Here is a 13,276-nt window from a genome sequence, read left to right as displayed (position 1 = left end):
ATCGAGCCAACGCGACTCTGGAGAGTCGCGCCACGAAGGTCGCGGGTTAATAAGGAATTTTTACACAAAAAAATCGCCGAAGGTATTAAAACAAACTGTGTAGGCTAATGTTTAATCCCCTAAAAGATGTGTCGTCTAAAGGATTATCTCTGCTGGTTGTAAAATAATTGCTCTGGGCGTATTGAAGCGTAATCCTATTTAATATTCCCTGCAGAGTCTCATTTTTAATTTCAGAAGCTATGAATTTAAAAAGTCCCTTAGAACTGAGCATAAAGCCTCGTGTTTTGATGTAAGGATCAAATCCTGCACCACGAAAGTAGCCGAAGCTGTATTCAAAGAATTCAAAGAGCTGAATTCGGTAGCCCTGATAAATTGTTACCGCCTCGTCGTATTTCCCCAAAAAAACGTGATCAATCAAATCGATTTTACCAGGGAAAGTTACGTAATTCCAGGAACCATCCGTGTCATGTTCAATCAGTAAATTTCTGGCTTCTGCAGACCAATCGGCCTGGATGATCCTTAAATCCACATTCTGCACATTGGCATCCAGCCCTGTAGAAAGGCCGTAGCCCATCGAGGCTGTTCGTGGGAAGGGTTGCTGCTGATTCTTATTCAAATAGAGCATTTCATTACCAATATTGAGCACAGAAAAACCCAGCGAAAAATTTAAAAATGGTTGAGTGTCGTCAATGCCCGCCAGTTGGAACGGTTTCAGGTTTAACAGTTCCAGGGTTGGAATGGTTACTAAAAAACCATAGTCCATTATCCTGGCAGTGGAGGTGCTCTGGCGTTGTTCGGAGCTTACATTTCCTGGGTGTAAATTCGATTTAATATTTTTTAGAGAAAATCCCAGGTTAAATTGGATATGCCAGTCCAGACCAACCCCAACTGCGTATTGCTGATAGGATTCGGACGATTCAAAAACGCCCAATACGTTGCCCGATTCATCCGTCCAGATGTTTCTGCCATAATTAAGTCGGGTGTGAATGTATCCAATGCCCAGGCTAAACGGAATTCCGGGTAACATATTGGGTGTTGAAAATCCAAAGGCCATGGCGCTACTATGAATCGTTAAATCGGAAAAATTAAATTGGGGTAGCCAGCGTGTTTTTTGAGGATACAATTGGAGTGCAAGATTGTTGTTTCGGGCAAAACAGGCTAATTGAGCTGCATTAAAATATTGACCAAAAGGGTCTGAGGTTGGCAGGGCAGTAAAAGCACCAGCCATGCCATTCAAATGCGGCGCGGGATGGATGCCTACAAAAGGCACAGCCGTTCCGCCCTGTGCCATTAGCCTGGAAGTGAGCAACATAGCGAGAATGAACAATTGGAGATGGCGCGTTTTCATGATTTTGTCCTTCTTTATTTAAACCTTAAAGAAAAACTTAGATAACGTGAAAGAATCTCATGTTTCTTCTGTGTTATTTTTAGCAGAAAGCTCAGTTCGAATTCCTGTTCAAAGGCAGTCAGCATGACAATCCTTAACCCCATCATTCATAATAAAATGGTCCCCAAAAGGGGCCGCGTTTCAATTTTATTGCCTCAAGGGAATAAATAATGGTTTCGAACAGGCGGCATTTTACCGGCTGCCCATTTAAAAGAGCCGGTTTGTACCTACGCCGTTGAATGTAAGGTTTGATTTCTGCAAACCAATCAGGATCGGCGATAAAAAGTTCATCAATTTTTTCAACCCTACCTCTTTCATCAACAATAATAGCATACGAAAATTTAAATAATGAGCCGTAACGTGCCGGGCTTGAGCGGGGTAAACGTATTGGAGGCCTTTCTGCCTGAAGCAAAAGAGGAGGCTCAGATACCTCAAAGATATCGAATACATTATTGTCAGCTTCCGGCAATATTTTAATCCGTTTTCCATTCCTTTGTTTTTTATCCCAGGCCACGCCGTTAATATAGGCGCCAAGAGGCTTTCCTTCAATAATCGGATAGGTTACAAAAACGGAATACTTAGTTTCTTTCCCATTGTTTTTTAAGGGATTGAAATGTGAATTTTTTAAGGCCTCAGTTGCCCAGCGATCAAAAAATGGAGCGGACTTTTGAACCAGAAATACGCTCTCTATTATGCCCTTTTCATCAATAAATACCTGAAAAACAGAAGCTCCGGTAAAAGCCTTTAATGTACGGCCATCCATCAATTGTTTATCTGTGGCAGTACTGTCCGAAAGGAAGGCATCAAGATTACTGCTTGTCAATTCCACCAGATTTGAAACAAAATTTTTTAAGTTGGTGCCGCGATAAACAGGTACGTTTTTGTATCTCTTTTCCAGATCATTCATCGTATAATCATATTTACAATAAACCAATTCCGGGTAAATGTAAATGACAGAATTGTGGTTGCAATGCAAAGAAACCGTACTGAACCAGAGTAACAATAACCAGACGAAGCTCTTTTTCATATTGGCTTCCCTTGATTATTCAGACCACAGCAGCTTCCAATAAGGTCAAATGTCCGGCATCGGCATCCAGCTGGGCTTTAATTCCCAGGGGCATGGTTGGTTTGTTTTTAATATGTCCCAGCGAAAAGCCAACGCACACCGGGAAATCAAAATCTTTAAAAATCATGTCGATAATCTCTTCTACGCTCAAAGTGTTGTTAAACCCGGGTTTGTAGTCCGCCGGCTTTACTGAGGGCATTTTGTCAAAAATAACGCCTTTACACTGGTCGAATTTTCCGGCCATTTTTATTTGAGTCAACATGCGATCCAGATCGTACGGTTCTTCGCCCACTTCTTCGAAAAAGATGATAGCCCCTTTTGTGTCTGGTTCGAAAGGCGTGCCCAGCAATGATTGGAACAAAGTCAGGTTGCCGCCGATTAAGCATCCTTCGGTCTTCCCGCCGCGATAAGTCCAGATGCGATTGCTGGTTTGCAGATTTTCTTCAAACGGCGCATCTTCAATTGCCTGAGGAGCCTGTGTCGAAGAAAGAACGCGTTTCATCTCACGCGTGGTGTAATCGGTAAAGGTAGAAACCGCTACTGGCCCGTGAAAGGTTACCAGGCCGGTACGGGCATAAATGCCTAACAATAAAGAAGTAACATCACTGTAGCCAATCAAAATTTTGGGATGCTTTTTGATTAGATCATAGTCCAGATGGGGCAAAAGCTGGGCGCTGCCATAGCCCCCGCGAATAGCCATGATCGCTTTGACCTGATCATTGGCAAACATCTGGTGTAAATCGGACACGCGTTGCTGGATGCTTCCGGCCAGGTAGCCCCATTTCTGGTCAATGTTCTGGCCCAGCCGGGTATGGTAACCCAGATTGTGCAGCTTTTCAGTCACTTCAATCACGGTGCGATGAAATTCGAACAGAGGAGAGGAGGGTGTAATCAACCCAATGGTATCTCCTTCTTGTAAGGCCGGAGGCTTTAGAAGTGAAGTGGAAAACAGGGATTTCCCCCGGGCAAAAGAAGCAAAAGGTAGCAGACTGCCCACAATGGTGCCGGTCTTTAAGAATTCTCTGCGGTTGAACATGATTTTTCCCTTTTAAAAAATTATTTGCTAAAATAAAGATTTTTCCTATTTTTTCCAAACGGTCTTCTCTTTATTTTGTGGATCAGGAGGACTGAATTAGCCTGTTAGGCGAAATTTTTACAATCAAAAATTCAAAAAAGTCAGAATGACAGGGAAATTGATATGTTTTCTTTGGCATCGTATCAAAAAACCGCTTTAAAGATTGTCTTGTTGGTTCTGGTTTCCGGCTTGATCTGGTTTGTTTTATTTCACAATCTATTGCCGGAGGTGTTCTCCATTCGAATTCCATTTTCGTTGATATTCTTTATTTTCCTTATGTTCATAGCGGGCTTTCTTTACCAGGCGCTTAGCTTACCATTGGAAAAATCGGAACAGGTTTCGCGTGCTTTACAATATAACGAAAAGAAATACCGTACATTGGTGGAAGAAATCAATGAAGTACTTTTTGTAATCGATCCCATGGGGCGCATTACTTATATCAGTCCATCGGTTACTCTGTTAACCGGCTTTACTCCAGGAGAAATGATCGGTCGTTTGTTCCTGGAATTTATTGCACCGGAAGATGAAGAGAAGGTGTTCAAGGCGTTTAAAGAGCGTATGCGCGGACAGGTGGCGCCCATGCAATACCGAATTTTAACCAAAGAAGGCAGCCCCCGTTGGGTGCGCAGTTTGAGTAAGCCCTACAAAACCGAAACAGGGGCCATTGGCATTCGAGGCGTGTTGATGGACATCACCGATATTGTGGAACGCGACCAGGCTTTGATGGAATCGGAAGCGCGTTGGCGTGCGTTGGTGGAACAGTCGCCGGATTATATCATCACTACAGACTTAACTGGAAAAATCGAATTCGTAAACCGACACTTTTTTTCCATACCTGAAGAACACGTTATTGGACAGATGATTTACGATCTGGCTCCGGCTTCACAAATGAAAACTATTAAGGAGGCTATGTCTCAAGTTATCCAAAAAAGCACGTCTCAACGTTTAGAAATTGAATTGATCATGGAGGGGCAAAAACACTGGTACCTGCTACGCATCGGGCCGATAAAAAAGAATGTTAAGATCGTCGGTTTAACGTTTATTGCTACGGAAATTACGCGCAGTAAGATGTATGAACGGGAACTGGAAGAAATACGGGCTCATCTTCAGCAGTTACTAAGTCAGCGAAACCAGGAGCTCAAAACGGCTAATCGGGAGATTGAGAGTCTGGATCGTCTGATCAACGAAAAATTTAAGGTATTTGAACAAACGTTAAATACTTTTATTGATCGCGTCAAACATTGTGCCGATCAAACAAAAGCAGGGAATGTGCAGGATATTTTGCAGGAAGCCTCTTTGTTAAAAGAGCAATTCAATGTTATTTACCAGAATCTGAAGGCACACAAAAAGTGAACGGGGCACGTGGGGAATGATTAGGTAAAATTTGTGGCTGTAGGGGGGGCCTAAATGCTTTATTAGGATACTTCTTACAAAAGATAAAACGCTTTAGCGTGCGAAAATTTTTATGCTGTGTGAAGAAGTAAAACTGTTGAATTGTTGATTGGTTGAATGGTTGAATGAGCATCGGGCCGACATTCCTAATTCCCATTGGTAGTGAATAGGGCCATAATAAGAAATATGCAACATAGTTTGAGAGCTTTCCAACAAAAACCTTTCCCCTCTCCCAGATTTTTATTCTGGGAGAAGGGGATAGAGGGGGGGAGGGCTAAAACCGAAAAATCCCTCACACTAACAAACACTTAGCAAGCCTAATGTAAATCGAGCTTCAGCTCGAGACCAACCATGGTAAACAGCCAAGGTCTCATTGGTAAGGGCAGCGTAACTCGAACTTCAGCTCGAGGCCTTTGTAAAGGCGAAGAAAGATCTCTCCACTTTGTACGTCACTTTCGCTCCGCGCATCGGTCGAAAAGATTAAAGCGCAGGCTTGAAGCCTGCGCCTAACGGCACCATTCATTACCCCCTTGGCCAGCAGTGCGGGCGGGGGCATAGGCTCAGCAGAGAGTCACAGTTTTTTCTTAACCTATTTAAATATTCTGTAAGCCAGTAAAAAAAATTGGCACACCGCCATGGTGGGATAAAACTTCTGAAGAAAGTACTTTTATGTAAGGCCTGTTCTGCGAATCCATTGGCTATCCGATGAAAAAAGATTAAAAAAAGTGTAATTTTTTTTGCGTGAAACAGGAATTATTTTTACAATTAGACAATAAACAAAAATAAGGAAATGAATCGATTCCTTTCTTTCACGTTTTATGATCGGTAGAATTAAACGATGGCTTAAAAGAGAGTAGAGGTTTCAGAGGGTCGCTTCAGACGCAAAGAATTGTTGCGCCTTTGGGGCTAAAGTAGGGAAACCAGGCTTTGTGGGTGAAATAGAAGATGGGTGCCATATTTCTTAGAATTCAAAGCGCTATTTTTAGAGCTATTCAATTTGAAACCTTCAAAAAAATGTTCGGTGAATCACTCCCACTTTTCACTTTGATTGAAAAGCATGGTGGGCATACGCTCAACACATTACGCCGTAATCATAGTTTGAGTGTAAGATGGAATACTATATGAAAAAGTTAAATTTAAAGATGTATCTGGTAAGCGATGAAAGCGGATAGTACGTTTTTTGAATCTCTGGTGGAAAACGTTCCTGAGCCGCTGATTTGTGTCGATGAACAATTTAATATTGTTTATGGCAATGCACAGGCCCGCGAACGGTTCAATTGGACAAAAGATTTTTCTCTTTTTACCTTGCTTAAAAACAAGGAAGATGCCTCCATCCTAAAAGAAAGGTTAGCCGAGCTAAAGCAAGAAAAGAGCGGTTGTCTAAGCAAGCCGTTTAAATTGGAGTTACTGGACCGTTCAGGACGCGGCCTGGCGGCCAAGGTTACCGTTTCTTCAATAAAAATGGCTAACAAAATTGGTTTTGCTCTTTTTATCAGGGAACACACGCCGGCGTTACAGGACGCGCCGGATCAGAATTTTCACTCTTTGCGTCGATTAGCCGCGAAAGTGGCCGAAGACTTTTCAAGTATCATCTCTGTAATAAAAGGCTATGCCCAAGCGATCGCCCATCAAATGCCAGCGCGAAATGCGGTCCACAAGCAACTCGAGCCTATTCTTAAGGCAACAGAGTATGCTGAGGAGCTGATAGAGCATTTAGCCGCTTTTGGCCAGGATACTGTGCAAGGGCGTCAGCTAGTCAACCTGCGCCAGGTCTATTTTATCCATAAGAATTTTGTCCTTCAACTCCTGGGGGAAGCGTTTGCTTTGCAGGAGGAGTTCGATCCGCAGCTGTGGATGGTGGAAGGAGATCCTGAAAAGCTGGGCCAGGTTCTATTAAATTTAGTGCTCAATGCCCGGGATGCCATGCCTAAAGGCGGACCGATTGAAATCCGGCTTAAGAATCGATCCCTGTCAGACAATGAAAAAAAACGGTGGGGTATTGCTTCCGGCGCCAGGCAATTTGTGGTATTGCAGATTAAGGATCAGGGCAAAGGGATGACCAAAAAAGTTCTGAAGAACATTTTTGAGCCTTATTTTAGTACGGATTCAGAAGGTAAAAGGAAAGGCCTGGGTTTATCTCTGGTCTATGGTGTTGTCAAGGCCATGCAGGGAACCGTTCTTGTGGACAGTCAGCCGGGGAAGGGCAGTACCTTTACGCTCTATTTCCCGGCCTGCGAAATAAATAAACCAAAGAATGAGGAAAAAATGGAAGTTAGCGGGGGCAAAGAGACCATCCTGGTGGTGGAAGATGTGCCTGAGGTTCAGGTGCTTTTGCTGGAGTTGTTGCAAACGGTTGGTTACCAGGCCATTGGCAAATCCAGTTACCAGGAAGCGCTGGATTACTACGTGGAACATGCGGATGAAATCGATATGATTATCTCCGACGTAGTGCTGCCGGATAATTATGGCACGGAATTGATCCGCAAATTGTTGGAAGGCCGCCCCGACCTAAAATATCTGCTGATTTCCGGATACGCCGAGCAGATTGACATCGAGAAAAATATTTCTGTGTTTAGAGGGCATTTTCTGCAAAAGCCCTTTCAACCTACTGATTTTCTGAATATGGTGCGTAAAATCCTGGACGAAAAGTAAGCTGTCGTGCAGATGAAATCGGTTAAATTTATTAAGATTTCTGGATATGTGGCGTGGACTCTTTTTTTTATTGTTGGTTTATTGGCCCCGCTGTTTATCGGTGAAAGTCCTTTTTCCATAAAAGATCTGGTAATGCATAGTCGGAATTTGAACACCCAGATCATTTTAGATATCCGATTGCCACGCATTCTGTTTGCTTTTCTGGTAGGAGGCGCGCTCTCTCTGGTGGGCGCTATCTTTCAGGTCCTGCTCAAAAACGAACTGGCTACGCCTTACACTTTGGGCATCTCTTCCGGCGGAGCCTTAGGCGCTGTGCTGGCCATTAAATTGGGCCTGGTAATGCGCATTTTCGCTTTTTCTTCTACGGTTATTTTCTCTGTTTTAGGGAGCTTATTAACTATTGGACTAATCTATTTCATCGCCCGCGAGAGGTATGGCTTTTCTCCGTTCACTCTTTTGCTGGCCGGCGTCACTCTGGGACTGTTTTTTTCCTCGTTGATCTTATTCATCCATTATCTGGCGGATTTTACCGAGACGTACCGCATGATTCGCTGGCTGATGGGCGCGCTGGATGTGGTGGGCTGGCACTTTCCTCTAACTGTGTTGGTTTTGTTGATTCCTGTGTTCCTGTTCCTTTTCCTTCATGCCACGGATTTTAATCTCTTGCTTTCCGGGGACGAAATGGCTAAGGCGCGGGGGGTAGATGTTCGTAATCTTCAAAAATGGACTTTTTTGATCGCTTCCGTTCTGGTTGGGGCCTGTGTTTCCATGGCCGGCCCCATCGGTTTTGTGGGCCTGATTGTACCGCACATCATGCGTTTGATCTTTGGCCCGGATCACCGCACCTTACTTCCGCAGGTGTTGCTGGGCGGAGGACTGTTTCTGGTCTGGTGCGATACCCTGGCCCGCAGTATTATTGCTCCTGCTGAGTTGCCCGTGGGCGTGGTCACTTCGCTTTTAGGAGCTCCGTTTTTTATCTATTTATTGGTGAGGCACAAAGTCGGTTAGGAAGCTGGCGGCTGGCACCGATCAAAATAGTAATTTTCACCATAGGCATCCTCAACATAGTACAGCAAACAACGCCGGGCAGGCCATGAACGCACGATGATTTCGGCTTTGTCGAACGGGTAATCGTAAATGGCAGAAGCGCTACGGGCCAGCTTAACCAGCTGCTTTTTGTCTGCAGCATTTTCTACCAGAATGCAGAACTTTACGGAGTTGCCATGTAATTCAATCTTGTGTAAAACGCCCATTTTCAGAACCGGCAGAGGGATTTCTGCAATGGCTGCCCCTTTGAACGTGTACGTTTTGATGAAGGCGTCGCTGTTTTCTTTGATGACGTGAACGGTTACCGAACCGCGATAAACTTTTTGCTGGTAGGCCTGCACAATGCGTTTTACATAGGTGTCCAATCGTTTCGCGTCTATTTGATTGAATTTTAAATAAATAATTTTATAGGGCTGGTTTTTATCGATGAAGAGTTGGGCCGAAAAATTGGGCATCACCGAATCGTTAAAAGCGGCAGCCATAGCCGTTTTACTTAATGAGCGCGGCCCGATTAAGTCACTGCGCGCCCAGCCCTGCAATCCGTTTTCGGTTACAATCTGATACCAGCCGTTCTGATTCTGCAAAATGTGAACCACCGCGCCATCTTCAAGGGTGGTGACGATCTTTGAGCGCGTGTTTGGTTTTTGCCGGATGTTGACTTTTTCCTTGATGACATAGGCCTTTAAATTAAAACCCGCTACCGGGGCCTGCGGGACCTTTTCTGCGGGTTTCGTTTTTTTAATGGTTGCTGGCCCGCAGCCAGACAGATAAACCAAGAACAGAGCTGACAGCAGCACGACACTTTTTTTGATCATTTTGAACCATCTCCAACAATTTTTTTTGAAGGCGTGAACTTAATTAAAAAAACGACGATTTGCAAAAAGGAAAAGAAAGGGCCTTAAACAGGTTAGTCGCCTACGGATTTTAAGATCATAGTCTATTGCATTGGGAGGTACTTGAATGGGCCGGAAAGCTCTTCCAGATCGGCGGGAAAGCGATCGGCTCAAGGTCGATTGGCAGAGAGCGCATTGGAAATAGCCAGTTCTTTTTCGGCTAATTCGATCTGTCCTTTTTGTACATAAATTCTGGAAAGCGTGGCATGAGCCAGGGGATCGTTGGCGTCCAATTCCAGCCATTTTGTAACGACGTCAAAAGCCTGATCGATCTTTTCCATGCGGTTAAAGGTTTCGGCCAGGGCGCTGTAGGCCGCAATAAAGGCCCTGTCGGATTCAATGGCTTTCTGGAAATAACAGGCTGCTGTTTCGTAATCTCTTTGGGCAAAATGCTGGAATCCAAGTTTAATAAAGTCTCTTGCCGTCATGGCGCCTCCCTTTTTGGTCGATTTTCAGGCTTAAACTAAAAATAGCTTTTAATTATTCTGGCAAATATCAAATTTTTGTAACAAAAAAATAACAAAGCGTTAACTTGTTAAAAAATTTGGAATAATTATTAAAAATTTCTAATTTTAATCAAGCATAAATAGAAATTTAAAAAGAGTGCAGGTTTTACCTTAAATAAGGATGGATTATGCATAACAAAACATTAAGGCAGGCAAAAATTAAAGAGATCGTTACCACGCATATTGTCTCCAGCCAGGAAGATTTACTGGAGAAGTTGCGGGCCGAGGGCTTCGAGGTTACTCAGGCCACGCTTTCCAGAGATTTACATGAACTCAACATTATTCGTATTCCGCATGGCGATGGTTACAAATATATTTTACATCAGGCCGAAAATTCACAGGCCATTGCCCAAATCATTGGCATGGAAATCATTAATGTGCTTAAAAATGAATTCATGGTAGTGGTCAAGACCATGCCCGGTCGGGCTCAGGGTGTGGCCGTTTATCTGGATCGTATGAGCGACAGCCATATTTTAGGTACAGTGGCCGGAGATGACACCATTTTTGTGGTGCCTGACAGTACAAAGAATATTCCCGTTATTGTGGAAAACATCAGAGAGATCATGATCCATTAATCAGCGTTTTGGGAAGGGATGCTGAACACGGGCGATGATTGAAGAGCGGACAGGGGGAATATTTGAATTCTCAGCAGTTGGAAAAAAAATTATTTACCGACATTCTGCCCGGGGTCTTAAAGCCAGGCAGGTATATCGGCCATGAAATAAATATCGTTAAAAAAAATCCAGACAAAGTTAAAAGCCGAATTGCGCTTGCTTTTCCGGATGTGTACGAGATCGGCATGTCTTACACCGGTTTTCAGATGCTGTATCACATCTTAAACAGACAAGCGCACATCTGGGCCGAACGTGTATTTGCTCCCTGGCCCGATATGGAAGAACAGTTACGGAGTAATGGCCTACCCCTTTACAGCCTGGAGTCGTTTACCCCGCTTCATCAGTTCGATGTCATTGGTTTTACGCTGCAGTACGAATTGACCTACACCAATATTCTAAACATGCTGGATTTAGGCGGCGTACCTGTGCGTTCTGCTGAGAGGCGTGAAGACGATCCTTTTGTTATTGGTGGGGGGCCGTGCAGTTGCAATCCGGAACCCATGGCCGATTTTTTTGATGCCTTTTTGATCGGGGATGGAGAAGAGGCTGCTGTTGAAATGGTCGATACCATACAAAAAGGCAGGGCTCAGGGGAAATCGCGTTTGCAGATATTGCAGGATCTGTCCCACATCTGGGGCGTGTACGTTCCCCAATTTTACCAGGCTGTTTATGATGCACAGGGCCGCTTAACAGGTACTTTGCCCCTGTACGATGAGGTTCCGCAAACCGTGCGCACCAGAATCACCCCCAATTTGCAGGAGAATTATTACCCAACCAGACCGATTGTGCCTTTAATTGAGGTCACTCACGATCGGCTGGCTGTGGAAGTGATGCGCGGTTGTACAGAAGGTTGCCGTTATTGTAATGCGGGTATGATTTATCGTCCGGTGCGGGAAAGACCGGTACAGGATATCTTAAAACAGATGCAAAAGGGCCTGCAACAAACCGGTTACAACGAGGTTTCATTTCTCTCGCTGTCCATTTCGGATTATGCTCATCTTAATCAGTTGATGAAGCAAAGCCGGCAGCAGTTAGGGTATTCTCAGGTGAATGTCTCCTTTCCCTCCATGCGCCTGGACAGTTTTAATGAAACCATAGCTGAATTTGTGGCTCAGGTCAGGAAGTCGGGCTTTACCTTTGCACCCGAAGCCGGAAGTCAGAGGTTACGAGATGTAATTAACAAGAATATTTCAGAGGAGGATCTGTTTAAATCTGTTGAAATTGCCTTACAAAACGGATGGAAGTTAATCAAGTTTTATTTTATGATTGGTTTGCCCACAGAAACGGATGAAGATATCATTGCCATTGCTGATCTGTTAAAACGCCTGGTACAGCTCAGCCGGCAATATGGTAAAATTCAATTTAATGTTTCTGTTTCGCCTTTTTCGCCAAAAGCACACACCCCCTTTCAATGGGAACGTCAGAACTCAATCGATGAGATCTGGCGCAAGGTGGATTTGCTCAAATTTCATTTAAAGAAAGAACGACGCGTAAAGCTGACCTGGCGCGATCCTAAAATCTCCTTTTTGGAAGGCATTTTGGGACGCGCCGATCGTCGGATGGCTCGGGTTATTTACGAAGTCTGGCAAAAAGGCGCCAAATTTGATGGCTGGTCCGAATATTTTAAGTATGATTTGTGGCTGGAAACGCTCAAAAAATACGGCTACGAAGCAGACGCTCTGATTGCGGAAATCTCGGAGACAGCGGTTTTGCCCTGGGATCATATCGATAAAGGTGTGAGTAAACGCTTTCTGCAAAAAGAGCGTCATAAGGCGTTCCAGGCTCAAACCAGTGCGGATTGCAAAACCGAAAAATGTCTGGCTTGCGGATTGCAGCGTAAGGGGCTGTTTGCCGAAATCGTTGATTGTTACAAAAAGGAACGCAAAGCACAGCCCCAACAGCAGGCACAGCCAGCCATAAGCGTCAATCCACGGCCCGAGGCCCCGTCTGTTAAATACCGCGTGCAATTTACAAAACAGGGTTTTGCTTCGTTTTTATCGCATCTGGACATCCTGCGTATTTTTGAACGGGCGTTCAGAAGGGCGCAAATTAAATTGGCCTATTCAGAGGGATTTAATCCGCGTCCTAAAATCGCTTTTGCCCAACCCCTGGCCCTTGGAATTCAGAGCGTGGCCGAGTTTTTTGATGTGGAGCTCAAAGGGCGCCTGTCCCGCCCCCTGGGCGAATTACTAAATCCTTTTTTGCCAGAAGGGCTGAGTATCGTTCATGCCTATCCCATCCGGGAAAAAGTGCCTTCTTTGTCTCAGGCCATTGATCTTACAGAATATGAGATCGTGGTGCTGGAACCGGATGTTGATTTAGCGGTTATTGATCGCCGTTTACGAAAATTACGCAGGGCGCATTCCATTATGATGGAAAAGCGCGTTAAAGGCCAGCTAAAGACCATCAATGCCCGACCCTTTCTGGAGGCCATCTGGCGCCGGGGAAAACGCATTTTTGTACGTTTACGTACGGTGGAACGCCGTTCGTTGCGGATTGATGACTTTGCTAAAATAATCTTCAAAAACAATGAAGCCATTAAAATTATCCGGCGTAAACAGCTTATCCGTACCGGCAATCTTGAGCAAACCCCTCTGGAAATTTTAAAACAGATTTAGACGATCCTGACTCTGATGAACAGTGA

The 13,276-nt window shown here is 44.4% G+C and carries 10 protein-coding genes; 5 read left to right on the top strand and 5 right to left on the bottom strand.

Annotated features, from left to right (window positions below; all coding sequences use genetic code 11):
- Positions 1 to 85: 85 nt before the first annotated feature.
- The 3 genes from ACWB0I_RS15910 to ACWB0I_RS15900 form a co-directional block, all read right to left on the bottom strand.
- A complete protein-coding gene (locus ACWB0I_RS15910; RefSeq protein WP_479389066.1) occupies positions 86 to 1,348 on the bottom strand; it encodes a PorV/PorQ family protein in 1,263 nt (420 codons plus the stop codon).
- A 142-nt stretch (positions 1,349 to 1,490) separates the two neighbouring features.
- Positions 1,491 to 2,414 (bottom strand): energy transducer TonB, encoded by a 924-nt coding sequence (locus ACWB0I_RS15905; protein ID WP_479389065.1) that lies wholly within the window; start codon positions 2,412 to 2,414, stop codon positions 1,491 to 1,493.
- A gap of 19 nt (positions 2,415 to 2,433) precedes the next feature.
- On the bottom strand, positions 2,434 to 3,489 hold the full coding sequence (locus tag ACWB0I_RS15900) for a S66 peptidase family protein (RefSeq protein ID WP_479389064.1): 1,056 nt from the start codon (positions 3,487 to 3,489) through the stop codon (positions 2,434 to 2,436).
- A gap of 162 nt (positions 3,490 to 3,651) precedes the next feature.
- Between ACWB0I_RS15900 and ACWB0I_RS15895 the strand changes: the two genes are divergently transcribed.
- From ACWB0I_RS15895 to ACWB0I_RS15885, 3 genes are all read left to right on the top strand, one after another.
- Positions 3,652 to 4,881 carry a PAS domain-containing protein gene (locus tag ACWB0I_RS15895; protein WP_479389063.1) on the top strand — a complete coding sequence of 410 codons (1,230 nt, stop codon included), beginning with the start codon at positions 3,652 to 3,654 and terminating at the stop codon, positions 4,879 to 4,881.
- Between the two features lie 1,197 nt (positions 4,882 to 6,078).
- The gene (locus ACWB0I_RS15890; protein WP_479389062.1) at positions 6,079 to 7,572 is read left to right on the top strand and encodes a hybrid sensor histidine kinase/response regulator; all 1,494 of its coding nucleotides are present in this window, start codon (positions 6,079 to 6,081) and stop codon (positions 7,570 to 7,572) included.
- 12 nt (positions 7,573 to 7,584) lie between these two features.
- Positions 7,585 to 8,580, top strand: a complete 996-nt coding sequence (locus ACWB0I_RS15885) for a FecCD family ABC transporter permease (RefSeq protein WP_479389061.1) — start codon at positions 7,585 to 7,587, stop codon at positions 8,578 to 8,580.
- Here ACWB0I_RS15885 and ACWB0I_RS15880 read toward each other — a convergent pair.
- Together ACWB0I_RS15880 and ACWB0I_RS15875 are read right to left on the bottom strand one after the other, a co-directional pair.
- Complete coding sequence (locus ACWB0I_RS15880; protein WP_479389060.1) at positions 8,577 to 9,434, bottom strand: SH3 domain-containing protein; 858 nt, start codon at positions 9,432 to 9,434, stop codon at positions 8,577 to 8,579. The two genes, ACWB0I_RS15885 and ACWB0I_RS15880, sit on opposite strands and share 4 nt — an antisense overlap.
- Before the next feature lie 188 nt (positions 9,435 to 9,622).
- Positions 9,623 to 9,940 (bottom strand): hypothetical protein, encoded by a 318-nt coding sequence (locus ACWB0I_RS15875; RefSeq protein WP_479389059.1) that lies wholly within the window; start codon positions 9,938 to 9,940, stop codon positions 9,623 to 9,625.
- A 206-nt stretch (positions 9,941 to 10,146) separates the two neighbouring features.
- On the opposite strand from ACWB0I_RS15875, the gene argR reads away from it, so the two are divergent.
- Entirely contained in the window at positions 10,147 to 10,593 is a 447-nt protein-coding gene (argR, locus tag ACWB0I_RS15870) for an arginine repressor (RefSeq protein WP_479389058.1), read from the top strand.
- Positions 10,594 to 10,655: 62 nt separating this feature from the next.
- Entirely contained in the window at positions 10,656 to 13,250 is a 2,595-nt protein-coding gene (locus ACWB0I_RS15865) for a TIGR03960 family B12-binding radical SAM protein (protein ID WP_479389057.1), read from the top strand.
- Positions 13,251 to 13,276 lie beyond the last annotated feature (26 nt).

This window comes from Caldithrix sp., from assembly GCF_056497305.1.
This window is presented reverse-complemented; position numbering and strand designations above follow the sequence as displayed.

What these genes read in the sequence shown, in the direction of transcription:
- ACWB0I_RS15905 (WP_479389065.1), bottom strand. Translation starts at nt 2,414, where the DNA reads ATGAAAAAGAGCTTCGTCTGGTTATTGTTACTCTGGTTCAGTACGGTT.
- ACWB0I_RS15880 (WP_479389060.1), bottom strand. Translation starts at nt 9,434, where the DNA reads ATGATCAAAAAAAGTGTCGTGCTGCTGTCAGCTCTGTTCTTGGTTTAT.
- ACWB0I_RS15885 (WP_479389061.1), top strand. Translation starts at nt 7,585, where the DNA reads ATGAAATCGGTTAAATTTATTAAGATTTCTGGATATGTGGCGTGGACT.
- ACWB0I_RS15900 (WP_479389064.1), bottom strand. Translation starts at nt 3,489, where the DNA reads ATGTTCAACCGCAGAGAATTCTTAAAGACCGGCACCATTGTGGGCAGT.
- ACWB0I_RS15910 (WP_479389066.1), bottom strand. Translation starts at nt 1,348, where the DNA reads ATGAAAACGCGCCATCTCCAATTGTTCATTCTCGCTATGTTGCTCACT.
- ACWB0I_RS15875 (WP_479389059.1), bottom strand. Translation starts at nt 9,940, where the DNA reads ATGACGGCAAGAGACTTTATTAAACTTGGATTCCAGCATTTTGCCCAA.
- ACWB0I_RS15895 (WP_479389063.1), top strand. Translation starts at nt 3,652, where the DNA reads ATGTTTTCTTTGGCATCGTATCAAAAAACCGCTTTAAAGATTGTCTTG.
- ACWB0I_RS15890 (WP_479389062.1), top strand. Translation starts at nt 6,079, where the DNA reads ATGAAAGCGGATAGTACGTTTTTTGAATCTCTGGTGGAAAACGTTCCT.
- argR (WP_479389058.1), top strand. Translation starts at nt 10,147, where the DNA reads ATGCATAACAAAACATTAAGGCAGGCAAAAATTAAAGAGATCGTTACC.